At 63.7% G+C, this 25,201-nt stretch carries 23 protein-coding genes and 1 pseudogene; 15 read left to right on the forward strand and 9 right to left on the reverse strand.

The genetic code is table 11. From position 1 onward, the window contains the following. Window positions 1-25: 25 nt before the first annotated feature. The 3 genes from A9K71_RS01565 to A9K71_RS01575 all read left to right on the forward strand — a co-directional run bounded on the left by A9K71_RS01565 (window position 26) and on the right by A9K71_RS01575 (window position 2,625). Entirely contained in the window at window positions 26-457 is a 432-nt protein-coding gene (locus A9K71_RS01565; RefSeq protein ID WP_066989480.1) for a CBS domain-containing protein, read from the forward strand. A gap of 175 nt (window positions 458-632) precedes the next feature. Further along, on the forward strand, window positions 633-2,132 hold the full coding sequence (gene gatB / locus A9K71_RS01570; protein WP_066989482.1) for an Asp-tRNA(Asn)/Glu-tRNA(Gln) amidotransferase subunit GatB: 1,500 nt from the start codon (window positions 633-635) through the stop codon (window positions 2,130-2,132). A gap of 4 nt (window positions 2,133-2,136) precedes the next feature. Further along, the gene (locus A9K71_RS01575; RefSeq protein ID WP_066989484.1) at window positions 2,137-2,625 is read left to right on the forward strand and encodes a GNAT family N-acetyltransferase; all 489 of its coding nucleotides are present in this window, start codon (window positions 2,137-2,139) and stop codon (window positions 2,623-2,625) included. Here the strand turns inward: A9K71_RS01575 and panC are convergent. Next, a complete protein-coding gene (gene panC / locus A9K71_RS01580; protein ID WP_066989486.1) occupies window positions 2,622-3,485 on the reverse strand; it encodes a pantoate--beta-alanine ligase in 864 nt (287 codons plus the stop codon). The two genes, A9K71_RS01575 and panC, sit on opposite strands and share 4 nt — an antisense overlap. Next, window positions 3,482-4,321 (reverse strand): 3-methyl-2-oxobutanoate hydroxymethyltransferase, encoded by an 840-nt coding sequence (gene panB / locus A9K71_RS01585; RefSeq protein WP_066989489.1) that lies wholly within the window; start codon window positions 4,319-4,321, stop codon window positions 3,482-3,484. Before panB ends, panC begins: the two co-directional genes overlap by 4 nt. A 225-nt stretch (window positions 4,322-4,546) precedes the next feature. Here panB and A9K71_RS01590 point away from each other — a divergent pair, with 225 nt between their 5' ends. The 3 genes from A9K71_RS01590 to A9K71_RS01600 all read left to right on the forward strand — a co-directional run bounded on the left by A9K71_RS01590 (window position 4,547) and on the right by A9K71_RS01600 (window position 6,081). After that, window positions 4,547-4,945: an NADH:ubiquinone oxidoreductase subunit NDUFA12 gene (locus tag A9K71_RS01590; RefSeq protein ID WP_066989491.1), complete on the forward strand. Its 399-nt coding sequence runs from the start codon at window positions 4,547-4,549 to the stop codon at window positions 4,943-4,945. A gap of 116 nt (window positions 4,946-5,061) precedes the next feature. Further along, a complete protein-coding gene (locus tag A9K71_RS01595; protein ID WP_066989493.1) occupies window positions 5,062-5,628 on the forward strand; it encodes a DUF2155 domain-containing protein in 567 nt (188 codons plus the stop codon). A 69-nt stretch (window positions 5,629-5,697) separates the two neighbouring features. Then, the gene (locus A9K71_RS01600; RefSeq protein WP_066989496.1) at window positions 5,698-6,081 is read left to right on the forward strand and encodes a hypothetical protein; all 384 of its coding nucleotides are present in this window, start codon (window positions 5,698-5,700) and stop codon (window positions 6,079-6,081) included. A gap of 9 nt (window positions 6,082-6,090) precedes the next feature. Here the strand turns inward: A9K71_RS01600 and aat are convergent, their stop codons facing one another. The 6 genes from aat to A9K71_RS01630 all read right to left on the reverse strand — a co-directional run bounded on the left by aat (window position 6,091) and on the right by A9K71_RS01630 (window position 11,476). After that, entirely contained in the window at window positions 6,091-6,708 is a 618-nt protein-coding gene (gene aat / locus A9K71_RS01605) for a leucyl/phenylalanyl-tRNA--protein transferase (protein WP_066989498.1), read from the reverse strand. 23 nt (window positions 6,709-6,731) lie between these two features. Then, window positions 6,732-8,075 (reverse strand): acetyl-CoA carboxylase biotin carboxylase subunit, encoded by a 1,344-nt coding sequence (accC, locus tag A9K71_RS01610; protein WP_066989500.1) that lies wholly within the window; start codon window positions 8,073-8,075, stop codon window positions 6,732-6,734. Between the two features lie 19 nt (window positions 8,076-8,094). Further along, window positions 8,095-8,562, reverse strand: a complete 468-nt coding sequence (gene accB / locus A9K71_RS01615; protein WP_066989502.1) for an acetyl-CoA carboxylase biotin carboxyl carrier protein — start codon at window positions 8,560-8,562, stop codon at window positions 8,095-8,097. A gap of 26 nt (window positions 8,563-8,588) precedes the next feature. Next, complete coding sequence (gene aroQ / locus A9K71_RS01620) at window positions 8,589-9,023, reverse strand: type II 3-dehydroquinate dehydratase (protein WP_066989889.1); 435 nt, start codon at window positions 9,021-9,023, stop codon at window positions 8,589-8,591. 200 nt (window positions 9,024-9,223) lie between these two features. Continuing rightward, window positions 9,224-10,027, reverse strand: a complete 804-nt coding sequence (locus tag A9K71_RS01625) for a DsbA family protein (RefSeq protein WP_066989892.1) — start codon at window positions 10,025-10,027, stop codon at window positions 9,224-9,226. 57 nt (window positions 10,028-10,084) lie between these two features. Then, window positions 10,085-11,476 carry a M48 family metalloprotease gene (locus A9K71_RS01630; protein WP_082980294.1) on the reverse strand — a complete coding sequence of 464 codons (1,392 nt, stop codon included), beginning with the start codon at window positions 11,474-11,476 and terminating at the stop codon, window positions 10,085-10,087. A gap of 207 nt (window positions 11,477-11,683) precedes the next feature. Between A9K71_RS01630 and A9K71_RS01635 the strand changes: the two genes are divergently transcribed. Next, the gene (locus tag A9K71_RS01635; RefSeq protein ID WP_066989505.1) at window positions 11,684-12,832 is read left to right on the forward strand and encodes an aminotransferase class I/II-fold pyridoxal phosphate-dependent enzyme; all 1,149 of its coding nucleotides are present in this window, start codon (window positions 11,684-11,686) and stop codon (window positions 12,830-12,832) included. A gap of 5 nt (window positions 12,833-12,837) precedes the next feature. After that, window positions 12,838-13,767 (forward strand): glutaminase, encoded by a 930-nt coding sequence (locus A9K71_RS01640; protein ID WP_066989507.1) that lies wholly within the window; start codon window positions 12,838-12,840, stop codon window positions 13,765-13,767. Window positions 13,768-13,869: 102 nt separating this feature from the next. Here the strand turns inward: A9K71_RS01640 and A9K71_RS01645 are convergent, their stop codons facing one another. Next, window positions 13,870-16,821 carry an Rne/Rng family ribonuclease gene (locus tag A9K71_RS01645; protein ID WP_066989509.1) on the reverse strand — a complete coding sequence of 984 codons (2,952 nt, stop codon included), beginning with the start codon at window positions 16,819-16,821 and terminating at the stop codon, window positions 13,870-13,872. Window positions 16,822-17,458: 637 nt separating this feature from the next. Here A9K71_RS01645 and A9K71_RS01655 point away from each other — a divergent pair. The 7 genes and pseudogenes from A9K71_RS01655 (at window position 17,459) to A9K71_RS01685 (ending at window position 25,102) form a co-directional block, all read left to right on the forward strand. Next, window positions 17,459-18,715, forward strand: a complete 1,257-nt coding sequence (locus A9K71_RS01655; RefSeq protein WP_066989514.1) for an N-acetylmuramoyl-L-alanine amidase — start codon at window positions 17,459-17,461, stop codon at window positions 18,713-18,715. Between the two features lie 232 nt (window positions 18,716-18,947). Further along, the gene (locus A9K71_RS01660) at window positions 18,948-21,404 is read left to right on the forward strand and encodes a penicillin-binding protein 1A (RefSeq protein ID WP_066989516.1); all 2,457 of its coding nucleotides are present in this window, start codon (window positions 18,948-18,950) and stop codon (window positions 21,402-21,404) included. 125 nt (window positions 21,405-21,529) lie between these two features. Next, window positions 21,530-22,661 (forward strand): peptide chain release factor 2 gene (prfB, locus tag A9K71_RS01665; RefSeq protein WP_127246966.1). Its coding sequence is split into 2 segments (ribosomal slippage): window positions 21,530-21,595 and window positions 21,597-22,661, totalling 1,131 coding nucleotides; the frame shifts between segments, so codons are not numbered across the junction. A gap of 48 nt (window positions 22,662-22,709) precedes the next feature. Next, window positions 22,710-23,134 (forward strand): annotated as a pseudogene (locus A9K71_RS01670) (GFA family protein). 299 nt (window positions 23,135-23,433) lie between these two features. After that, entirely contained in the window at window positions 23,434-23,811 is a 378-nt protein-coding gene (locus A9K71_RS01675) for a hypothetical protein (protein WP_066989898.1), read from the forward strand. Between the two features lie 171 nt (window positions 23,812-23,982). Then, window positions 23,983-24,351, forward strand: a complete 369-nt coding sequence (locus A9K71_RS01680; protein WP_066989521.1) for a GFA family protein — start codon at window positions 23,983-23,985, stop codon at window positions 24,349-24,351. Window positions 24,352-24,451: 100 nt separating this feature from the next. Next, the gene (locus tag A9K71_RS01685) at window positions 24,452-25,102 is read left to right on the forward strand and encodes an OmpA family protein (RefSeq protein ID WP_066989523.1); all 651 of its coding nucleotides are present in this window, start codon (window positions 24,452-24,454) and stop codon (window positions 25,100-25,102) included. Window positions 25,103-25,201 lie beyond the last annotated feature (99 nt).

Below are 25,201 nucleotides of genomic sequence, written 5' to 3' on the forward strand. Positions count from 1 at the left end.
GGCGGGCAAGGCACAGGAGGACGCCATGACTGTGAAGGCAATTCTTGAGCAAAAAGGCCATGACGTGTTCACACTCGGGCCTAATGAAAAGCTGAGCGAAGCCATTCGCATCCTGACCGAGCATAGGATCGGCGCGCTGGTCATCACCAATGGCGACCGCAAGATCGTCGGCATCCTTTCCGAGCGCGACATCGTGCGAGTGCTGGCCAGGGAGGGCGCGGCCGCGCTCGATATTCCGGTCCGATCGGCCATGACGCCGAAGGTCAAGATCTGCAACGAGAACCACACGGTCAACGAGGTCATGGAGATCATGACGAAGGGTCGCTTCCGCCACCTGCCGGTGGAGAAGGACGGGATGCTCGACGGCATCGTGTCGATCGGCGATGTGGTCAAGCGCCGGATCGAGGATGTTGAGCGCGAGGCTGAGGAGATCCGAGCCTACATCGCCACCGCCTGATACAGGCGGAAAGGAGCCGCCAGCACAGCCCGTGGGCTTACAAGCGCAAGCTGCCTGGAGGCCTGCGCGCGGCTTTGGACTTGTCTCAAGGAACGGTTTGCACTAGCGAGTGATGCGATTTTCGCAACGCGATAAGCAAAATCGCGCCAGCCACAAATGCGACCCATAGGCCTCCATGAGTATCATCGATACCCGCACGCCCGACCCGAAACGCCTGATCTCCGGCGCCACCGGCGACTGGGAAATCATCATCGGGCTCGAAGTGCATGCGCAAGTGACGTCCGAGGCAAAGCTGTTCTCCGGCGCCTCGACCTCTTTCGGCGCGGCGCCCAACGCCAATGTCAGCCTGGTCGACGCGGCGATGCCCGGCATGCTGCCGGTGCTCAACGAGGAATGCGTCAGGCAGGCGATCCGCACCGGGCTGGGCTTGAAGGCCGCGATCAACCAGAAGTCGGTCTTCGATCGGAAGAACTATTTCTACCCGGATCTGCCGCAGGGCTATCAGATCTCGCAGTACAAGCAGCCGATCGTCGGCGAAGGCAAGGTGATCGTCTCGGTCGGGCCGGACCGGCAGGGCGAGTTCGAGGACATCGAGGTCGGCATCGAGCGCCTGCATCTGGAGCAGGATGCCGGCAAGTCTATGCACGACCAGCATCCGACAATGTCCTATGTCGACCTCAACCGGTCCGGCGTTGCGCTGATGGAGATCGTCTCCAAGCCGGACATGCGCTCCGCCGACGAGGCCAAGGCCTATGTCAGCAAGCTGCGCACCATCATGCGCTATCTCGGCACCTGCGACGGCAACATGGACGAGGGTTCGCTGCGCGCCGACGTCAATGTCTCGGTGCGCCGCCCGGGCGGCGCCTTCGGCACGCGCTGCGAGATCAAGAACGTCAACTCGATCCGCTTCATCGGCCAGGCCATCGAGTCCGAAGCGCGCCGTCAGATCGCCATTCTCGAAGACGGCGGCGCGATCGAGCAGGAGACGCGCCTGTTCGACCCCAATAAGGGCGAGACGCGCTCGATGCGCTCCAAGGAAGAGGCGCATGACTACCGCTATTTCCCCGACCCCGACCTTCTGCCGCTGGAATTCGACCAGGCCTATGTCGATGATCTGGCACAGCATCTGCCGGAACTCCCGGACGAGAAGAAGGCGCGGCTGATCGGCTCGCTCGGCCTATCGCCCTACGACGCCTCGGTGCTGGTGTCGGAAAAGCCGATCGCCGACTACTTCGAGAAGGTGGCCTTGGGGCGCGACGGCAAGCTTGCCGCCAACTGGGTTATCAACGACCTGCTGGGCGCTCTCAACAAGGCTGGCAAAGATATTGAAAACGCTCCGGTTTCGCCTGAGCAGCTCGGTACCGTCGTCGACCTGATCAAGGAAGGCACGATCTCCGGCAAGATCGCCAAGGATCTGTTCGAGATCGTCTGGAACGAGGGCGGCGATCCGCGCCAGCTGGTCGAAAGCCGCGGCATGAAGCAGGTGACAGACACCGGCGCCATCGAGAAGGCGGTCGACGAGGTCATCGCCGCCAATCCGGACAAGGCCGAGCAGGCGCGCGCCAAGCCGACCATGGCCGGCTGGTTCGTCGGCCAGGTGATGAAGGCGACCGGCGGCAAGGCGAACCCGCAGGCGGTCAACGAGCTGGTCAAGGCCAAGCTCGGCATCGAATAGAGCGATGTTCGTCCGCACCGCCAGCGAGCGCGATCTTGTTGCGATCCGCGCGCTGCTGGTCGAAACGTGGCATGCGACCTATGACGCCATTTACGGCGCCGAGCATGTAACGGCGATCACCGACGACTGGCATTCTCTTGCTTCGCTCAAGGCGCAGCTGGCCCGGCCGAATTCCGAATTCCTGGTCGCTGACGATGGCAAGCGGCTTGGCGGCATGGCTTTCGCGGCCGCCACCACCGACCCGAAGATCGTCCTTCTGAACCAGCTCTACGTATCTCCGGATTGTCAGCGGCAAAGGATCGGCCAGGCGCTGCTCGACGAAGTCGAGGCCAGTTTTCCGGAGATGCGGACGCTGCGTCTGGAGGTCGAGGAGGCGAATGCGGCGGCGATCGCCTTCTACGAGGCGAACGGATTTCGGACGGCAGGCAGGACAGCGGATTGCGGCGGCAGTTCCGGATGGCCCGCGCTCATCCTGGAGAAGCGGCTCGGCTAAAGCGCCGGCGGAGCGGCTGGGACTTCCACATTGTCGATCAACCTGGTGGTGCCGAGCCAGGCCGCCGCGAGCAGGCGGCCGTCGCGGTCCCGTCGCCAGGGCGCGAGCGTTGCGGCCTCCCGCGCGGCGACGTAGTCGACCTTCCGAAAGCCCGCGCTGACGAGCGCTTCCGCAGCCGCATTCACCGCACGTGCCTGATCCGCGCCGGACGCGAGTTCGGCCGCGGTCTGACGCAGAACCACGTTGAATTTGCGCGCGATCTCGAGCTCGGCCGCGCCGAGATAGGCGTTGCGCGACGACATGGCGAGGCCGTGGGAATCACGCACGGTCGGCGCGCCGACGATCTCGACCGGCAGATCGAGATCACGGCACAGCTGCCTGACAACGCAAAGCTGCTGGTAGTCCTTCTCACCGAACACGGCACAGTCGGGCGCTGCCTGCAGGAAAAGCTTGGCCACGACAGTGGCGACGCCGTCGAAGAAGGCAGGCCGAAAATCCGTCTCCAGGCCGGAGGAGGGGCCTCCGACCGAGATTTTGGTGGCGAAGCCGGCCGGGTACATTTCCGCCACGCCTGGCGTGAAGGCCAGATGCACGCCTGCTTCCCGCAGTTGGTCGAGATCGCGGGCCAATTGGCGCGGATATTTGTCCAGGTCCTCGGTCGGCGCGAACTGGGTCGGATTGACGAAGACGGAGACGACGCAGCGCTCCGCCTTTTCGAGCGCGATCCTGACCAGCGAGATGTGGCCGTCATGCAGCGCGCCCATGGTCGGCACCATGGCGATCTTGAGGCCAGCCCGGCGCCAATCCCGGATCTGCGCGCGAAGGGCCGCAACGCTCTCGACGACGATTGGCCCGCTCATGCCTGGTCCTTACCCGATGCCGCCGAAAAAACGTGGTCAGGTCCGGGAAATGCGCGGCTGCGCACCTCGTCGGCGTAACGCGCCGCCGCATCCGCAATGGTGTCGCGCAGCTTTGCGTATTCCTTGACGAATTTCGGCACGCGGTTGACGGTCATGCCGATCATGTCGTCTACCACCAGGATCTGGCCGTCGCAGTCGCCGCTGGCGCCGATGCCGATGGTCGGGATCGCGATATGACGGGTGAGGTCCGAAGCCACCGCCTCGACCGTGCCCTCGATGACGACCGAGAAGGCGCCGGCCTTTTCAACCGCTTCGGCGTCGCGAAAAAGGGCGGCGACGTTTTCCCTGCTCCTGCCCTTGATCTTGTAGCCGCCCTCCTTGTCCACCGACTGCGGCTGCAGGCCGATATGGCCCATGACCGGGATGCCTTCCGCGACGATTGCAGCGATCTGCGCGGCCATGTCGACCCCGCCCTCGAGCTTCACTGCCTGGCAGCCCGTCTCGCCGATGATGAGCCTTGCCGAGGCAACGGCTTGCGCCACCGAGTCCTCGTAGCTGCCTGCCGGCATGTCGACCACCACACAGGCCTTCGCCGAGCCGCGCATCACCGCTTGTCCATGCGCGATCATCATCTCCAGCGAAGCGCCGAGCGTCGTGGCATGGCCATGCAGCACCATGGCGACGCTGTCGCCGACCAGAAGCAGGTCGACATGCGGATCGAGCATGCGCGCAATCGGATAGGTATAGGCGGTGAGACACACGATCGGCACGCCGCCCTTGCGACGGCGAATGTCTTCGGCGCCGATCCGATTGCCGGTGGATCGTTCTGGGGCCAATCGTCACCTCCCTCAACCGGCACGGGCCGGCCGCCAGCTTTGCCGGGCGTGCGAGCTTTAGAAACTGCGCAAACGCTTGGCAAGCCGAGGTGGCGATATCTCCACGCGTGTATCGATTTAGCGCACGAAGCATTTACATCGCAGGCTGGGCAAAACCCTTGCCTTCGCGTTGACCTGACGCCATAAGCAGGAAACGGCGCGGCCGCTGCCGCAACGAGGATCTGGATGAAGACTTTCCTGCTGCAGTTTTTCACCTGGTGGAACAGCCAGACACTTGGCACGCGCTTCCACACCTGGCGCTTCGGCAACAAGGTCGGCGAGGACGAGGTCGGCAACGTCTATTACGAGGGCGGCATCGATTCGGAAGGTCGCACCCGCCGCTGGGTCATCTATCGTGACTATTCCGAAGCCTCGAAGATCCCTCCGGGCTGGCATGGCTGGATGCATCATCGCGTCGACACGCCTCCGTCGAGCGAGAGCTATAAGGCTCGTGATTGGCAGAAGCCGCACCGGCCCAACCTTACAGGAACGCCGAGCGCCTATCGCCCGCAAGGTTCCATTCTGACCAACCAGCATCGTCCGCAGGTCACCGGCGACTACGACGCTTGGACGCCCGGTTCGTAAACGCGTTTTCGGTCTTTTGTCGCCACAATTGGCGTTTAGCTGCTTGCTGATAGCGCAGCCCTGACTAGCCTTGGGCGATTGAGAGAATCCCCGGGCGCAACCACCGGTATCCCTGCATGAACTCTTTCGGCCGACTCTCGACGGGACTGTTCGCGGCAGCGTCCGTTCTGGCTGCCTCGACGGCAGGGTTCGCCGCCGCGCAGACACCGGCGGCACCGGCGGTTTCCGACCGCATCACCAATCCGGTCGCCGAATTCGCCGGCATCGACAAGATCACCGGCCGCATCATCACCTTCGACGTCTATATCGACGAGACGGTGCAGTTCGGCGCCCTGCAGGTGACGCCGCGCGTCTGCTACTCTCGGCCCGAGACCGAACAGCCGAAGACCGATTCCTTCGTCGAGGTCGACGAGATCACGCTCGATCGCAAGATCCGCCGTATCTTTACCGGCTGGATGTTCGCCGAAAGCCCCGGTCTCAACGCGGTCGAGCACGCCGTCTATGACGTCTGGCTGAAGGGCTGCAAGCAAAAATCGGACGTGCCGCCGCCGACCGCCGCCAAGGCCGATACGGGCAAGCCGAAGACGAATACCGCCAAGCCGAAGCCGTCTGCCGAGGCAGCGCCTGAGCCGTCGGACGCGGCGCCCGCGCCGGATGGCGCCGACACCACAGACACGAACTGATCTCGGAACTCTCGGAACCCTCTTTTTCGCAATCCGTTGGATAAACGGTGATGGCGACGGGAGATTTCCATGGCAACGATCAGGCCGATCACTGCCAGCAAGAAAGAGCTTCTCGATATCGAGAAAGGCTTCTGGACTGGCGATTCCGCCTATTTCGCGGCCCACGCCGATGTGGATTGCCTCGTCGCCTTTCCGGAGATGGCGCAGGCGATGACCAATGCCGATCTGGCCAAGACCGCCACCAAGCCCAATCGCTGGCGCGATCTCGACATTCGGCTGAAAGGCATGGTCGAACCCGGCAGCGATATCGTCATGCTAACCTACGAGGCGCGCGCGACGCGGGAAAACGGCGAGCCCTATGCCGCTCTCGTCAGCACCGGCTATGTTCATCGCGCCGATGGCTGGAAGATGATGTTTCATTCCCAGACGCCAATCGAAACTGCGAGCGGGTGACCGCTTACCTCAGGGATAAAAGACCGCGTCGCCCTTCAGGGCCTCGGCCAGCATTTTTTCGTAGCGGCTGCGCGGCACGTCGATGGCGCCGAAGCGCTTCAGGTGCTCGGTGGTGAACTGCGTGTCGAGCAGCGCGAAACGGCGTTCGTTCAGCCGCTCGACCAGATAATAGAGGCAAGTCTTCGAGGCGTCGGTTTCCCGGGCGAACATGCTTTCGCCGAAGAAGACGCGCCCGAGTGACACCCCATAGAGACCGCCGGCCAGCCGGCCCTCGCGCCACGCCTCGACGGAATGGCAGTGGCCCAGCCGATAGAGCTCGACATAGGCTTCGCGGATCGGGGCGTTGATCCAGGTCGAGCGGCGCTCGTCGCGCCTTTCCGCGCAGCCGTCGATCGTCGCCTCGAAGTCGAAATCGTAGCGGATGTCGAAAGGGTGCCTGCGGATCGTCTTCTTCAGACTGCGCGGCGTGTGGAATCCGTCGAGCGGGATGATGCCGCGCGTCTCCGGCCGCACCCAGAACACTTCCGGGTCGGTGGCGCTCTCTGCCATCGGGAACACGCCCGAGGCATAGGCTTTCAGCAGCAGGTCGGTCGGGATGCGGTAGCCGGGCGCGTAGGGACGAGTCATTGCGCCATTATAACCGCAAGATCCTATTCCTCCTTGGCCAAATATTTCTCAAGCCAGTGGATGTCGTAATCGCCGTTGGCGATATCCGGATTTCCGACGAGGTCGCGGAACAGCGGCAGCGTCGTCTTGATGCCGTCGACAACGAATTCGTCGAGCGCCCGGCGCAGCCGCATCATGCATTCGACGCGGTTGCGGCCATGCACGATCAGTTTGCCGATCAGGCTGTCGTAATAGGGCGGGATCCGGTAGCCGGAATAGACGCCGGAATCGACGCGGATGCCGAGGCCGCCCGGCGTGTGGAAATGCGTGATCGTACCGGGCGACGGCGTGAACGTGCGCGGATCCTCGGCGTTGATGCGGCACTCGATGGCGTGGCCGTTGAACTTGATGTCTTCCTGCTTGACCGACAGTCCGCCGCCGGAGGCGACACGGATCTGTTCATGCACGAGGTCGATGCCGGTGATCGCTTCGGTCACCGGATGCTCGACCTGCAGGCGTGTGTTCATCTCGATGAAATAGAATTCACCGTTCTCGTAGAGGAATTCGATCGTGCCGGCGCCGGAATAGCCAAGATCGGCGATCGCCTTGGCGCAGATGCCGCCGATGCGCGCACGTTCCTCGGCGTTGAGAGCGGGGGAGTTCGCTTCCTCCCACACCTTCTGGTGGCGGCGTTGCAGCGAGCAGTCGCGCTCGCCGAAATGCACGCCGCGGCCGGCGCCGTCGCCGAACACCTGCAATTCGATATGGCGCGGCTTTTCCAGATATTTCTCGATGTAAACGGCGTCGTCGCCGAAGGCAGCGCCGGCTTCTGATCTGGCGGTCTGCAGCGCCACTTCGAGGTCGGCTTCGGTGCGGGCGACCTTCATGCCGCGGCCGCCGCCGCCGGCCGAAGCCTTGATGATCACCGGATAGCCGATCGCGGCGGCAATGCGCTTTGCTTCCTTCTCGTCGCTGATCGCGCCGTCCGAACCAGGCACCACCGGGATGCCGAGGCGCTTTGCCGTGCGCTTGGCTTCGATCTTGTCGCCCATGATGCGGATATGGTCGCCCGAAGGGCCGATGAAGGTGATGTTATGGGCGGCGAGGATATCGGCGAACTTGGCGTTTTCCGACAGGAAGCCGTAGCCCGGGTGCACGGCATCGGCGCCGGTGATCTCGCAAGCGGCGACGATCTGGTGAATGTTGAGATAGCTTTCGCGCGACGGCGGCGGGCCGATGCAGACGCTTTCGTCGGCAAGCCGCACATGCATGGCGTCGGAATCGGCCGTCGAATGGACCACCACCGTCTGGATGCCGAGCTCCTTGCAGGCGCGCAGCACCCGAAGCGCGATTTCGCCGCGATTGGCGATGAGGATTTTTTGGAACATCTGCCCGCTGTTCCCGGCTCTACTCGATGACCACGAGCGGCATGCCGTATTCGACCGGCTGGGCGTCCTCGATCAGGATCGCCGTCACCGTGCCGGCGCGCGGCGAGGGAATCTGGTTCATTGTCTTCATCGCTTCGATGATGAGCAGCGTCTGGCCTTCCTTCACCTTCTGGCCGATCTCGATGAACGCCTTGGCGTCGGGCGAGGGCGCCAGGTAGGCGGTGCCGACCATCGGCGAGGGCACGGCGTTCTTGGAAGGATCGGCTGCCGTCGCGGGCGCGGCCGCTGCCGCCTGAGCCGGCCCGGCAACCGCCGTGGACGGCATAGGAAGCGGAGCAGCGACCGCGTGGACGGCCTGCGATTGACGCGACACGCGCACTTTCAGGTCGCCGAGCTCGACCTCGATCTCGGTCAGGTTGGTGTCGTTCAGTATGCCCGCCAGGTCGCGGATCAGCTGCTGGTCAACACCGTTCTTCTTTATCGACATTTTCGAGCCTTCTGTTTGGGAGCCGGTCACAGGCGCGCCGCCAGTGCCTGCAGCGCAAGCGTGTAGCCGAGTGGCCCGAACCCGCAGATCATGCCGACGGCGACCGGCGCGACCATGGAGACGTGGCGGAAAGGCTCCCTCGCGTGGATATTGGAAAGATGGACCTCAGCGACGGGCAGCGGCGCGATGGCGCGGATGGCGTCGTGAATGGCAATCGAGGTATGGCTGTAGGCCCCGGGATTGATGACGATGCCTGCGGCCTTTTCACCGGCTTCCTGGATCCAGTCGACGAGATCACCTTCGTGATTGGACTGACGAAAATCGATCTCGAGCCCGAGCGCCGTGCCGGCGGCCTTGCAATCCTCGGCGATGGCGGCAAGCGTCTTGCCGCCATAGATCCCCGGCTCGCGCTTGCCGAGTGCATTGAGATTGGGACCGTTCAGGACGAAAATCGTTTTCAAATATGCCGACCTCTTCGGCGCCGGCCTCAAGCCGGCGCGCCGGACCTCTATAATGGGCATATCCGCCCGCGAAAAGAGCGCAAGTACGTTCTTTCGCTGTCCACAACAGGCGGAAAACCGCCTGTTGTCGCGACTCGCAATCGCTTAGAGCATGATCCCGAAAACTGTGCAGCGGTTTTCGGAAAAGACCATGCCCAAACCTAGAGCGCGCTCTTGGCCTGCTCGATCTTCTCCGCCAGAACCTGCTGTCCGAGCGCGCCGAACACCACCTCATTTCCGACCACATAGGACGGCGTGCCGGTGATCGACAGCTTGGTGGCGAGATCGTAGGTGCGCGAGAGCGCTTCGTTGATGCTCGGATCCTTCATCTTCTCGCGCAGCTTCGCCTCGTCGGCACCGAGCGAAACAGCGACCTTCATGGCGGTGGATTCGGTGGCACGGCCCTGGCTGCCGAGCAGCGCAGTGTGGAACTCGCTGTACTTCTCCGGCATCATCAGATGGAAGGCCATCGAGACCACGCTGGCCTTTTGCGAATCCGGGCTGAGGATTGGAAACTCCTTGAGCACGAAGCGCAGGTCCGGATCGGCCTTGGTCAGCGCCTTCATGTCCTCAATGGCGCGTTTGCAGAAGCCGCAATTGTAGTCGTAGAACTCGACGATGGTGACTTTGCCCTTAGGGTTGCCGACCACGCCGTCGAAGGTGGAGTTGAAGATCTCGTCCTTCGCGTCCTTGATGACGCCGAGTGCGGCGAGCCGCTGCTCTTCCTTCTGCTTGGCCTCGAGCGCGTCCTGGACCTCGAGCAGGACCTCGGGGTTTTTCAACAGATAGTCGCGGATGATGCCTTCGACCTCCTTGCGGTCGATCTTACTGTCCGCCGAGGCCATCTGGATGGCTTGCGTCGTGTCGGCCCTAGCGGCCTGCGGGCTTCCTGCCACGAAGCCGAATGCCAGCATGCCGAGCGCCACCGCCACGCCGGCGCTGCCGAGCAGGATTGCCTTGTTCATGATCAGTTCCTTCTGCCTGTCCCGGTCCAACCTGGTCGCCGCGCGCGCCCGGGAGGTTCACTTGAGTTTGTTAGATGGCGTGTAGTTTATGATATCCTGCGCGCGAAGCCAGCGGGGCTCGCCGCGCTTCAATTTCTGTTGAGCGCGCATGGCGAAGATCTTCGCGTTCTTATAGTCGGCCGAATAGAAATGGCCCTCCGCCGTCGCAAGGTCGGCGGCCGGGATTTGCCCCAATTCGCCATAGGCTTGAGCCAGATAGCGGTAGGCTACGGAGTTTTCCTTGTCGCGCCCGATCCCGTTGTTGAGCTGCGCCACCGCTTTGTTGATTGAGTCCGGCGTGCCGACCGCCATCAGCGCCTGGCCGAGCGAGACCAGCAGCAAGCCGGACCGCGCCGCGTCGAGGCTCGCCGCTTTGGCATAGGCATCCGCGGCGTCCTTGGGCCTGTTGGCCTTCATCAGGATGTCGCCGCGAAGTTCCTGGAAATAGGGGTTTTTCGGCTGTTCCTTGATCAGCGCCGCGGTTTTCGTCAGCGCGGTGCCAGGGTTGCCGTAGAGATAGGTCTGCTGCGCGTCGCCGTAGCGCGAGGCCAGACTGGTCGGGTTCTTGCGCATCAGCCGCGCCACCGCCGCCTGGCCTTGCATATAGGCCGCGATCTTGATGCGCATCATGTCATGCCGCTGCTGCAGCGCCGGCGCGTCGACCTGGCTGACATAAGGGCTCGCCTTGACCAGCACCTCGAGATTGGCGATGCGCTCCCGGGGCATCGGATGGCTGATCCGGTAAGGATCGAGCTGGGTGCCCGACAGCGAAAGCGCGCTCTGGAATCGCCCGAAGGTCTTCAGCATGCCCATGCCGGACTGGCCGGTGGCATTCAGGTAGGTGATCGCCGAGCGGTCGGCGGTGATTTCTTCGCCCCGCTGATAGGCAAGGATGCTGCGCTGCGCCATCTCGCCGCCGCCGGCCGCGACGCCCATGCCGGCGCCGGCAAGGCCGCGGCTGTTGGTGGTGGCGCCGGCCACGATCGCGCCCGCCCCGAGCAGCGTGGCGATGATGGCCATGGTCTTGGCGCGATCGAGTTGATCGCGCAGCTTCTGCTGGTGGCCGCCGGCAATATGGCCGGCCTCGTGCGCGATGACGCCGATGATCTCGTTCGGCGTCTCGGCCGTCACCAGCGCGCCGGTGTTGATGAACAGGCGGCGGCCGGTCACGAACGCATTGAAGCTCTGGTCGTTGACGAGAACGATGTCGATCCCGTCATTGGCGAGGCCCGCCGCCTTGAAGATCGGTCGGGCATAGTCGCGCACCAGCGCCTCGATCTCGGCGTCGCGCACCACCGGCACGCCTTGCGCGAAGGCGCTCAGCGAAGTGGACACCGCGACGGCGGCGGCAAGCAGGAGCGTCGCAAATCCGCGCGCGGTTCGCCCTATTGCGGTCGATCTATCCATCATCGTTCGGGTCGGCTCAACATGACAGGTCCACTGGTAGACGAGCGGGCGAAGGATGAAAAGTCGGCGCCAATAACTTCCTGCGCGCTTGTGATCCCCACACCAATCGGGCATTTGTGCGGCGCTGCCGTCGAACTCCCGGCAGTTCCAGGGCAAGCGAGCGATGGTTTGCCTGTGGATTTGCCAACCAAAGGCAGGCTGAAGAGTCAGATGGTCGTTTCGCTTTCACGCCGCGGCGAGGTCGAGCCGTTCCACGCCATGGATATTCTGGCTGAGGCCAACCGGCTGAAGGCGACCGGGATTCCCGTGGTGTCGATGGCGGTCGGCCAGCCGTCGGACCCGGCGCCGGTCGGCGTCCGCGAAGCCGCCGCTCTCGCGCTGAAGCACGGCCGCATCGGCTACACCGATGCTCTGGGCCTGGCGGAGCTGCGCAAGGCGATCGCCGCGCACTATAGCGAGCATTACGGAATCGATGTCGCGCCCGCCCGTATCGCCGTCACTACCGGCTCGTCGGCCGCCTTCAACCTGGCTTTCCTGGCGATGTTCGATCCCGGCGACCGCGTCGCCATCGCCGCGCCCGGCTATCCGGCCTACCGCAACATCATGGCCGCGCTTGGCATCGAGATCGTCGAGATCGAGCTTGGCTCGGACGCCTATCTGCATGCCGACCACCTGAAGAGCGCACACCCCGAGAAGCCGTTGAAAGGCGTGCTGTTTGCCAGTCCAGCCAATCCGACCGGCGCGGTCATTCCAGCCGACGAGCTTTCCGCGTTGGTGAAGACCGCAGGCGAGCTTGGCATCGCGGTGATCTCGGACGAAATCTACCACCGGCTGGCCTATGCCGCGCCCGATGTCACTGCACTTGCCTGTGGCGCCGGCGTGACGGTGATCAACTCCTTCTCGAAATACTATTGCATGACCGGCTGGCGCATCGGCTGGATGGTGCTGCCGGAGGAACTGGTGCGGCCGGTCGAGCGCATCGCGCAGAGCCTTTACATCTCGCCGCCGGAACTGTCGCAGGTCGCGGCGATCGAGGCCTTCAATGCCACGCAAGAGCTCGAAGCGGTGAAGGCGCGTTATGCCTGGAACCGCGACCTGCTGATGAAGCGTCTGCCGGAGCTGGGCTTCCCGCTCGCAGCGCCCATGGACGGCGCGTTCTACGCCTTCTGCGATGTCACGCGGCACACCAATGACAGCATGGCCTTCGCGCGCAAGATGCTGGCCGAGGCGCATGTGGCGGCCACGCCCGGCCGTGATTTCGATCCGCTCCAGGGCCATCGCACCATGCGCTTTTCCTATGCCGGCAGCCATGACGACATGGTCGAGGCGCTGGCGCGCATCGAAAGTTGGCTGAAATAGACGCTATGCCCGAGCTTGAACAGGCGCTGGCGGAAGTGGCCGCCGAAATGACCGAGCGCAGCGATCGCGGCGATGTCGCCACCTATATCCCGCAGCTCGGCAAGATCGATCCGAAGAAATTCGGCATTGCCGCCGTGACCAATGACGGGCGCATCATCCTTGCCGGCGATGCCGATCAGCCCTTTTCGATCCAGAGCGTCTCGAAGGTGTTCACGCTGACCCTGGCGCTGGGCAAGGTCGGCGATGCGTTGTGGCAGCGTGTCGGCCGCGAGCCGTCGGGCAATCCGTTCAACTCGATCGTCCAGCTCGAGCATGAGAGCGGCATTCCGCGCAATCCGTTCATCAACGCTGGCGCCATCGTCGTATCCGACATCCTGCTTGCCGGCCACCAGCCGCGCGAGGCGATCGGCGAGATCCTGCGCTTCGTCCAATTCCTGGCCGACGACGACACGATCATCATCGACCGCGAGGTCGCGGCCTCGGAACGCGCTACCGGCTACCGCAACTTCGCTCTGGCCAATTACATGAAGTCCTTTGGCAATCTCGACCATGAGCCGGAGCTGGCGCTGGGCGTCTACTTCCATCATTGCGCCATCGCCATGAGCTGCCGGCAGCTCGCCATGGCCGGCCGCTTCCTCGCCAATGGCGGTCGGAACCCGGCGACCGGGCTGTCGGTAGTGTCGACCGAGCGTGCGCGCCGCATCGGCGCGCTGATGCTGACCTGCGGCCACTATGACGGCTCCGGCGATTTCGCCTTCCGTGTCGGCATTCCGGGTAAGAGTGGCGTCGGCGGCGGTATTCTTGGCATCGTGCCGGGCGTCGCCTCGCTCGCCGTCTGGTCCCCCGGCCTCAACGAGAACGGCAATTCCAAGCTCGGCTCCATAGCGCTTGAGAAGCTCGCCAGGATGATGAACTGGTCGATCTTCGCGCCTTAGCAGGTGCTGGGGCGCAAGATTGGAAGGCCAGAAAACGAAAATCCCGCGCCGGGCGGTACGGGATCTTCTGTTTAACAACTAAGCCTAATGAGCTGACAGAGCTTAGAAAAAACCCTTCCGCTGCCACCAGCCGGCACGCTTCGGCTTTTCTTCGGTCTTGGCTTCCTCGCTGACGTTGGACGAAACGACGGGGACAGCCGGCGTGTCGATCGACTGCGGTTTGCGCCGCGTTGGATGGGCATTGACGGATGCTTCAGCCTCGCTCGGAGCAGCAGCGGCCGCTGCCAGCTCCGGTTCGGCCGCCACAGGTTCAGCGGGAAGTTCCGCCGCCGGCTCGGGCGCTTTTTCGGAGACGGTTTCCTCGGCGGCCTTCTTCGATCGCGACGCACGTCGCTTCTTCGGCTTCTCGGTCTCCGCGACATCGTCATTGTCGGGCGAGGGTGCGGCCTGCTCTTCCGCTGCAGCGACCGGCGGCGCGCCTTCCGGAGCTTCGACTTCCGCTTCTTCGCCTTCGAAACCATCGCCGGCATCGGCATCGGCAGGGATTTCGCCTTCCTCGCGGCGATTGCGCTTGCCGCCGCGCTTGCCGCGACGGCGCTTCTTGCCCTGCCCCTCTTCGGCTGCTTCCGCCCCGGCCGGTGCTTCAGCCGTTACCTCGGCTGTCGCTTCGCCTGCAATCGTGCCGGCGTCCGCAGGTGCAGGGGCCGAAACGGCATCGCCATGGCCTTGATGCTCGCGGTCGCGATCCTTGCCGCCGCGCCGCCGACGGCGTTTGCGGCGCTTGCGGCCGCCTTCGCCGTCCTCGGACCGCTGCGGATGCTGTCCCTGCTGTGGATGGCGCGGCTGTTCGGCCTGAATCGATACCTCTTCTTCCTCCTCGACGACGATCTCGTCCTCGGGCTCTTCCGGCTCGACATAGGTCGGAAGGCTGCGCACCTCGACGAAGCCTTCCGGCTTCTCAGCCACCGCGCCGCGGAAGATCGCGTAGTGTTGCGCGCCCAGCGTCTCGTCGGCTTCGAGCGTGATGGTCAGGCCGAAGCGGGCCTCGAGCTCGACCAGATTGGCGCGCTTGTGGTTGAGCACGTAAAGCGCGGTCGCCGCCGGCGTGCGCACCGTGATGTGACTGCGCGAATCCTTGAGCAGGAATTCTTCGATCGCCCGCACCACCATCAGCGCCACCGAGGAGTCCGATCTCACATGGCCCGTGCCGCCGCAATGCGGGCAGGGCTTCATCGTCGATTCCAGCACGCTGGCACGGATGCGCTGGCGCGACATCTCCATCAGGCCGAAATGCGAGATGCGACCGACCTGGATGCGGGCGCGATCGTTCTTGAGGTGATCCTTCAGCCGCTTCTCGACCGCGCGGTTGTTGCGGTTCTCCTCCATGTCGATGAAGTCGATGACGATCAGGCCGGCAAGGTCGCGCAGCCTGAGCTGCCGCGCGACTTCCTCGGCGGCCTCCAGATTGGTGTGGAGCGCGGTGTCCTCGATCGAATGCTCCTTGGTGGAGCGGCCGGAGTTGACGTCGATCGAGACCAGCGCCTCGGTCTGGTTGATGATGATGTAGCCGCCGCTCTTCAGCGTCACTTGCGGCTGCAGCATCCGGTCGAGCTGCGCCTCGATGCCGTTGCGCACGAAGATCGGCGTGGTGTCGCGGTAGGGCTGAACCACCTTGGCATGGCTCGGCATCAGCATCCGCATGAAGTCCTTGGCCTCGCGGTAGCCGTCCTCGCCGGAGACCAGGATCTCGTCGATATCCTTGTTGTACAGGTCGCGGACCGAGCGCTTGATCAGGCTGCCTTCCTCATAGACCAGGGCAGGGGCCGTGGACTGCAGCGTGAGATTGCGGACATTCTCCCAAAGCCGCATCAAATATTCATAGTCGCGCTTGATCTCGGCCTTGGTGCGGCTTTCGCCGGCGGTGCGCAGGATGACTCCCATGCCCTGCGGCACCTCGAGATCGGCGACGACCTCCTTCAGCCGTTTGCGGTCCTGGGCATTGGTGATCTTGCGCGAGATGCCGCCGCCGCGCGCCGTGTTCGGCATCAAGACCGAATAGCGGCCGGCGAGCGACAGATAGGTGGTCAGCGCCGCGCCCTTGTTGCCGCGCTCTTCCTTGACGACCTGGACCAGCAGGATCTGGCGCCGCTTGATGACTTCCTGGATCTTGTACTGGCGGCGCACCGGCTTGCGGCGGTTGCGGACCTCTTCAAGCGCATCCTCGGCGCCGACCGATTCGATTTCGTGTTCGTCCGAATGCGCGGACGAAACCTCTTCGAGCATGCCGCGATCATCGTCGCTTGGAGCGGCTTCCTCGGCCGGAGCGACCTCGCTGGTGGATTCGGCCGGCACCGGTTCCGAAATCACATCCGCATCGATGCTCGCGGCGATCGAAGTGGGGCCGCCCTCGGAAGGCTGGCGATTCTCGCTGTCGGTCGCATCGGCTTCTTCGGTGTCGCTGCCGGCTTCGGGGGCCTTGTTCTCCTCTTCGCCGGCTGCCTCGGCTACGGTCTCAACGGTTTCGGAGCCTTCGGTGGCTTCGGTCGAGGTATCGGCCGCATCGCCGGGCTCATCAGCGGAAGCGCTGGAAGCTGCGACCTCATCGGCGCTTTCGCCGCCTTCGTCGGCACCGGCAGCATCGGAACCGCGCTTTTGCTCGGCCCGGTCGCGGTTCTTGCCGCCGCGCCGGCGGTTGCGGCGGCCGCCGCGATCGCGCGCCTGCTGTTCCTCGCCGGTCTCGGCCTCCTCGTCCTCTTCGTCGTCCGCCTCCTGCGCTTCGGCGCGCAGCAGGGCCTGACGGTCGGCGACCGGGATCTGGTAATAGTCGGGGTGAATTTCACTGAAGGCGAGAAAACCGTGACGGTTGCCGCCATATTCGACAAAGGCTGCCTGAAGGGAAGGTTCGACGCGGGTTACGCGGGCGAGATAGATGTTTCCTTTGAGCTGCTTCTTGTCCTGGGATTCAAAGTCGAATTCTTCGATGCGGTTACCGCGAACGACAACAACGCGTGTTTCCTCCGGGTGGGAGGCGTCTATCAGCATCTTGTTGGGCATTATTTCGTTTCCTCCCGGCAGCCATCAGCCGCAGCTGGCGAGGCAGACCCCGCCGCTGTGTGCCTGGATTTGTGTGGCTGCCGGATAATTGAATGTCCGCCGGCCGGAGCTTGAGCGCGATGGCGGTGCCGCCCGCAGCCACAATGGCGCGGTTCGATGCGGACCTTTCCATGATTGCGCTTGAAGCCATCGGCACCCAGCAGAACCTTTTGAACCAAAGCCCGGGCTTGGCCGGACCAGCTTGTTTGCTCGCACAGAGCCGGCGCGGGAGATCCCGGCCGTTTTCATCGCGCAAGCGATTCCCCCGCCACGGGAGCACGCCTGCGAAAATCGTCGCGATCATCTGAAACCCGGAAGCGCCTTGCACATCTTACCCTGGCGGGAAGCTGCAGGGCGGGCGGTTCCAGGATTGCAGTGATCCAATGTCGCTTTTATGATTTGGCGGGTTGGAAGGCAACCCCGATTTCGGATGCCGGCAAAAAGCGCTTCCGCAGGGGAAGGTGGCGCTCCACCTGCTGCATGAAAGGCTTGGTTAACCTTCTCTGGATACCAATCGTTAATCGGGTTGGCCGCCAGACAGGCCGTTCTGCCAAACAGGCCGGCGCGAGGCGCCTAACGGGGAGCGACTGGAATAGAGATGGGACTGGCAGGCACCGCAGACAAGGAGCGTGGCGCCGCCGGATATCTGCGGCTCATGGCAAGGACTGTTTTCCTGCTGGTGATCCTGCTTGGCGCGACCGCCGCCTCGCGGGCCGACGGGTTGCTTGGCGCCACCGGCTACAAGATGGCCGGCGACGCGACCAAGATGCGCATCGTCGTGACCTTCGACCGAGAACCGGACGTGAAGTGGTTCCTGCTGCGCGGTCCCAGCCGCCTTGTCGTCGACCTGCCGCGCACGCGATTCGCCCTCAACGCCAAGGACGTGAAGCCGCGCGGGCTGGTGCGCGCCGTTCGCTACGGCGATCAGGGCAAAGGCTCGCGGCTGATCCTGACCGGCAAGGGACCGTTTGCCGTCGACAAGCTCGAGGTGCTGAAGAATGACGATGGCAGCGGCTATCGCGTCGCCATCGACATGTCGGCCGCATCGGAAAGAGAATTCGACGAGGCTTTGGCCAACCAATCGCTGACGACCGGCTCGACCGTTTCTACCGACAAGGGCGGCCGTGTCGGCACAGGGCCGATTTCGGCGCCTGGGCACCGCTTCACAGTGGTCATCGATCCGGGTCATGGCGGCGTCGACGGCGGCGCGGAGAGCGCCGGCGGCACGGTCGAGAAGAACGTCACGCTCGCCTTTGCGACCGAACTACGTGACAAGCTGGCCGCGGTCGGCAGCTATGATGTCTATATGACACGGGACAGTGACGTGTACCTGCCGCTCGACGAGCGCGTGCGCATCGCCCGCCAGCACGAAGCCGATCTCTTGATCTCCATCCATGCCGATACGATCGCCGTCAGAGGTCTCCGCGGCGCCACGGTCTACACGCTCTCGGACAAGGCTTCCGATCCCGAGGCTCAGGCGCTCGCCGATCGTGAAAACTTCTCCGACCAGTTCGCCGGCCTAAAGATCGAGGACGACAATAAGGAGGTCACCGACATCCTGATCGACCTGATCCGCCGCGAGACCCACGGCTTTTCGATGAGCTTTGCGCACACGCTGGTCGGCCAGTTGTCGACCAGCGTCGGTCTGATCAATAATCCGCAGCGCTCGGCCGGCTTCAAGGTGCTGAAGGCGCCCGACGTGCCCTCGGTTCTGGTCGAGCTTGGTTACCTCTCCAACAGCAAGGACGAGGCGCAATTGCTCAGCGCCGACTGGCGCGGCAAGGCGGCTCAGAGCATAACCAATGCCGTTGCCCTGTTTGCCGCAGCGAAAGCGGGAGCCAGGGCTGGGGGCTGACGGGGACCGAACCCGCCCACAACCTTGAGCCGTCCTACAACCGCAAGCAGCGTTGCGCGACGACAACACGTGGCGTTATTATTTGACGGACGGAGTTCCTGAAACTTCGTGCTGCCGTATTTTGTCCACATGGTCGCGACAATGGGTTTCCATTGCGGATTGGGACCGCCCCTGAAGCTTGCGCGACTGTCGGCTTCGTTTAGGAAATCCCGGACCTCGGACTGGAGCGGGCATGATTCGTCTCATCGGCTATTTCTTCGGCATCGGCACGACGCTGGCGCTGCTGGTCGCTGCGGGCCTTGCCATCTACATCGGCCATCTGACGAAGGATCTGCCCGACTACGAGGTTCTGGCCAAATATGAGCCGCCGGTGACGACGCGCATCCATGCCTCGGATGGCTCGCTGATGGCCGAATATGCTCGCGAGCGGCGCCTTTACCTGCCGATCCAGGCGATCCCGGACCGCGTCAAGGCTGCCTTCATGTCGGCCGAGGACAAGAACTTCTATAACCATCCCGGCATCGACATCACCGGCCTCGGCCGCGCCATCATCGTCAATCTGCAGAACTTCGGCTCGGGCAGGCGTCAGGTCGGCGCCTCGACGATCACGCAGCAGGTTGCAAAGAACTTCCTGCTGACCTCCGACCAGACCTATGAGCGCAAGATCAAGGAGATGATCCTGGCCTTCCGCATCGAGCAGGCCTATTCGAAGGACCGCATCCTCGAGCTCTATCTCAACGAGATCTTCTTCGGCTTCGGCGCCTATGGCGTTGCCGGCGCTGCGCTGACCTATTTCGACAAGTCGGTCAACGAACTCACCGTCGCTGAAGCCGCTTACCTTGCTTCGCTGCCCAAGGGCCCCAACAACTATCATCCCTTCAAGCATGCCGACCGGGCGATCGAGCGCCGCAATTGGGTCATCGACCAGATGGTCGAGAACGGCTACGTCACGCGCGAGGAGGGCGACAAGGCCAAGGCCGAGCCGCTCGGCGTGAAGCCGCGCCGCAACGGCTCCTACCTGTTCGCGGGCGAGTATTTCACCGAGGAGGTGCGCCGCCAGATCATCGCCCGCTACGGCGAGAATGCGCTCTATGAGGGCGGCCTGTCGGTGCGCACCACGCTCGATCCGAAAATCCAGCTCATCGCCCGCAAGGCGATGCAGAACGGATTGCTGAAATACGACACGCTGCGCGGCTATCGCGGACCGGTGACCCATATCGACGTTTCCGGCGACTGGGGCGTGCCGCTCGGCGCGGTCAAGGGGCTGGAGGACGTGCCGGAGTGGACGCTCGCCGTCGTGCTCGACAGTTCTGCCGACGGGCTGACGATCGGCATTCAGCCGGCGCGTCAGGTCTCCGGCGACCTCGTCAAGGACCGCGTCGAGGGCACCGTCAGCAAGGACGACATGGGCTTCGCCATGCGCCATTTCGTCAACGGCAAGTCCGTCAGGGCGAAATCTCCGGCGGAAGTGCTTGAACCCGGCGACGTCATCTTCGTGCAGAAGAACGAGGGCTCCGACAACGCCTATAGCCTGCGCCAGGTGCCCGAGGTCGAAGGCGGCCTGGTTGCCATGGATCCGCATACCGGGCGTGTGTTGGCCATGGTCGGCGGCTTCTCCTACGCGCAGTCGGAGTTCAACCGCGCTACCCAGGCGATGCGCCAGCCGGGCTCCTCGTTCAAGCCGATCGTCTATTCGGCGGCGCTCGACAACGGCTACACGCCGGCTTCCGTGATCATGGACGGGCCGATCACCATCCAGAGCGGCAACACGACCTGGACGCCGAAGAACTATGACGGCACGGCCGCCGGCCCGGCCACCTTGCGCTCGGGCATCGAGAAGTCGCGCAACTTGATGACGGTGCGGCTGGCCAACGACATGGGCATGAAGCTGGTCGTCGAATATGCCGAGCGCTTCGGCGTCTACGATCATCTTGCGCCCTATCTGCCGATGGCTCTAGGCTCCGGCGAGACGACGGTCATGCGCATGGTGTCGGCCTATTCGATCATGGCCAATGGCGGCAAGTCGATCAAACCGTCGCTGATCGACCGCATCCAGGATCGCTACGGCAAGACCGTGTTCAAGCAGGACGAACGCGGCTGCGAGGGCTGCAACGCCGCCGAATGGAAGAACCAGCCCGAGCCGGAACTGGTCGACAATTCCGAGCAGGTGCTCGATCCGATGACCGCCTACCAGATCACCTCCATGATGGAGGGCGTGGTGCAGCGCGGCACCGGCGCCACCATCGCCGAGCTCGGCCGCCATATCGCCGGCAAGACCGGAACCACCAATGATGAGAAGGACGCCTGGTTCATCGGCTTCACGCCGAACCTCGTCGTCGGCCTCTATATGGGCTACGATACGCCGCGCGGCCTGGGCAAGGGGGCCACGGGTGGTGGCCTCGCCGCGCCGATCTTCAAGGACTTCATGCGCGTCGCGCTCGACGGCACGCCCAATGTCGACTTCCAGGTTCCGGAAGGCATGAAGCTGATCGCCATCAACCGCAAGACCGGCATGCGCGCGGCCGAAGGCGACCCCAACACCATCATCGAGGCGTTCAAGCCCGGCACCGGCCCGGCCGACAGCTATTGGGTCATCGGCATGGGCGCGGACGGCTCCAATGGTGCCGGCGGCGCGCTGTCGCCGCAGGCCAATCAGGCCATCCAGGACGGTGGCGGCGGCCTTTACTGACTTCCCCAGGTTTCGAATGGGCCGGCAGCTTAACGCCGGCCCATTTCGCTTTACAGGCGGCGGTGCCGTGCCTATGTATCGCGCCGATTCCAAAAAACGACAAGAACAGGACAGAACGAAGAGCCATGCGCGCGGAAACGCAGAACATTGTCGACGAGATCAGGCAGGCGATAACCCTGCTGAGGAGGCATCTTTGACTGGGATCCGGCCCTCAAGCGGCTTGAATATCTGAACTCGCGCGCGGAGGATTCCAGCCTCTGGAACGACCCCGCGGAAGCGCAGAAGCTGATGCGGGAGCGCCAGAGCCTCGATGAGGGAATCGCGGCGGTCAAAGGCCTGACCCAGGCGCTCGAGGACAATATCGGCCTGATCGAACTCGGCGAGGAAGAGGGCGACGAGGGCGTCGTCGCGGAAGCCGAAGCGGCGCTGCGTTCGATGCAGGGCGAGGCCAAGGCCCGTCAGGTCGAGACCCTGCTGTCGGGCGAGGCGGACGCCAACGACACTTATCTTGAAATCCATGCCGGAGCCGGCGGCACCGAGAGCCAGGACTGGGCGTCGATGCTCTTGCGCATGTACACGCGCTGGGCCGAGCGGCGCCGCTTCAAGGTCGAGGTGCTGGAAGTCCATGAAGGCGAAGAGGCCGGCATCAAGTCGGCCACCGTGCTTATCAAGGGGCACAACGCCTATGGCTGGCTGAAGACGGAATCCGGCGTTCACCGCCTGGTGCGCATCTCGCCTTACGACAGCAATGCGCGCCGCCATACCTCCTTCGCCAGCGTCTGGGTCTATCCCGTCATCGACGACACGATCGAGATCAACGTTTCGGAATCCGACGTGCGCATCGACACCTACCGTTCGTCCGGGTCGGGCGGCCAGCACGTCAACACCACCGACTCGGCGGTGCGTATCACCCACCTCGCGACCGGCATCGCAGTTGCTTGCCAAGCCGAACGCTCGCAGCACAAAAACCGGGCCAAGGCCTGGGAGATGCTGCGCTCGCGGCTCTACGAGGAAGAGCTGAAAAAGCGCGAGGCCGTGGCGAACGCCACCGAGGCGTCGAAGAGCGATATCGGCTGGGGCCACCAGATCCGTTCTTACGTCCTCCAGCCCTATCAGCTGGTGAAGGATCTGCGCACCGGCGTCGAAAACACCAGCCCGTCAAGCGTGCTCGACGGCGATCTCGACGAATTCATGGAGGCCTCGCTGTCGCATCGCATCGAGGGCGGTGCAGGTGAGGCGGTGGCGGACCTCGACTAGGTATTCCGAAAACTTTCCGCCGGGTGGCGGCTGGCAGGGGGTGAGACCTTGGCAAATCCGGAAAAGGCAGGTGCTCGTACGCTTGCCGGGCAATGCTTCTGCGGCACCGTCCGCTACGAGGTGACCGATGAATTCGCCTACGCGGTGAATTGCCATTGCTCGAACTGCCGCCGTACCACAGGGTCGGCTTCAAGCCCATTGCCGGCATCGCGCGCGACAAGTTTCATCTCACCGCGGGCGACGACAGGCTGCTGATCTATGGCGATGCCGGCGGCCACGACGCGCATTGCGGGCAGTGCGGCTCCCTGCTCTACTCCTTGGTGCGGGAGGGTGCCTACGTCCATGTTGCCATGGGGACCCTGACGGGCGATCCGAGCATTCGCCCAAGTGCACATATCTTCGTCGGTTCCAAGGCGCAATGGTTCACGATTACGGACGACCTGCCGCAATATCGTGAACATGTCACCGGCTGACGGTCGGAACTTCCGTCGGCAGAATTTCGTTCTTAGGCACCCCTGGTCGCAGGCTTGTCGTAGTTATTGTTAACCAAGTCGGCGCACCCTTTTCTGCGGCCGCTGCTGAACCCCGGTGCGATTCCGAGGGCACGCCCAGTTCTTGCGCCGGCCAAGGAATCAGCCCAGCATTTGGGCTGGGTATAGAAGCATGTATGGCCGGACGCGGCATATCTGCGACTGACGATCCGGCCACTGGGAAGACACGTTCCGGGAACGGGCAAGCGACAAAACGCTTGATGCTCGAAAGGAACGCTTCGATGTCTGCTGCCAAGTCAAGATCGGCCCGAGCCGTTCGCCCGGCCGGCCGGCTCCTGTTTTCCCTGTTCGCCACCTTCGGGACCATGATGCTGACCGCTACTGCCGTCGCGCACGACGCCAAACCTACGGCGGTGCTTCCGCAGGCCTGGAGCTATCCCTTTGCCTGCTGCGCCAACTACGACTGCAAGGAGGTGCCACAGACATCGATCGGCGAGCGGCCGGAAGGCTATGTAATAAAAGGCACCGGCGAGGTGGTCGCCTACAGCGACAAGCGGGTCAAGGATTCGCCTGATGGCGAATATCACTGGTGCGCGCACCAGGCCGGATTGGACGCCGGCAAGACCATCTGCCTGTTCGTGCCGCCGCCCTCTTACTAGGATTGCCGCGGCCAGGCAGTGCCGAAAGCAGGTGAGCTCTCGACCGGGCGCTGCCGCGCCTGTTGACGGTCGGTTGTCAGGACCACTTCTTTATGTTGGCTTGCTGCCACAGAAGTTCCGCGGCGTCTTCCGCACGGAACTGTGCGGGGCGGGCGGACAACGGAGAGATCCATGATCATCAAGGGAAGCTGCCACTGCAAGGCCACGACTTTCGAAGTCTCCGAAGCGCCGCAGACGGTGACGCAATGCACGTGCTCATTCTGCTCCAAGCGCGGGTCGCTCTGGGCCTATTACGTCCCGTCGCAATTCAAGCTCACCAGCCCGCCTAAGAACGTCTCCTTCTACCGCTGGGGCTCGAAAACCATAAAGCATGGTTTCTGCTCGACCTGCGGCTGCGGCACCTTCACCGAAACGCCGGACTGGTCGACGGGCCAGCCCGACTTCGACAACCCGAGGATCAGCGTCAACTCTCGCCTGTTCGACGACTTCGACTTGGACAGGGTCGAAGTGGTGGTGATCGACGGCAAGAACCTCTGGTAGCTTTGCCGTTCCGCTTTTTGCCGCAATTCATGGTACAACGCGTGCGGAAGGGCTGATTTGGCGCGGCTGCAACGGCCGCGATTTGGAGAGGGACAATCTTATGAAGAAGACCGTGCTCGTCGCCGTGGCGACGGCTGTGCTCGTGAGCGCCTGCACCACCACCGATCCGTATACCGGCGACCAGAAGATCTCCAACACCGCGGCCGGCGCCGGCCTCGGCGCGTTGGCGGGTGCCAGCCTTGGTCTGCTGGCCGGCGGCAACGACCGCCGCAACGCGCTGATCGGTGCGGGCATCGGCGCCCTTGCCGGCGGCGCGATCGGCGCGACGATGGACCAGAACGAGGCCGAGCTTCGCCGTCAGCTGCGGGGCACCGGCGTCAGTGTCACCCGCAGCGGCGACCAGATCATTCTCAACATGCCGTCCGACATCACCTTCAACGTCGACCAGGATGCGGTGAAGCCGGGCTTTTATCCGGTGCTGAACTCGGTGGCGCTGGTGCTGAACAAGTTCCGCCAGACGACCGTCGACGTCTTCGGCCACACCGACTCGACCGGCGGCGACGAGCACAATTTCGACCTGTCGCAGCGCCGTGCGCTGGCCGTCGCCAACTACCTGTCGGGCCAGGGCGTCGATTCCCGCCGCTTCGCCGTCACCGGCTTCGGCAAGACACGTCCGGTTGCTTCCAACGCGACGGCTGCCGGTCGCGCCCAGAACCGTCGCGTCGAGATCCAGCTGTCGCCGCTGACCTGATAGAAGCTGCTGCCAGGAGAACTACTCTACTATGCAAAACGGCCCCGCGAGGGCCGTTTTGTTTTTGACCTCGAGATGGGAAAAGGCGTCGGGGCCTTA

It is taken from the genome of Mesorhizobium sp. WSM3873 (assembly GCF_001672445.1).
Classification (GTDB): Bacteria; Pseudomonadota; Alphaproteobacteria; order Rhizobiales; family Rhizobiaceae; genus Mesorhizobium.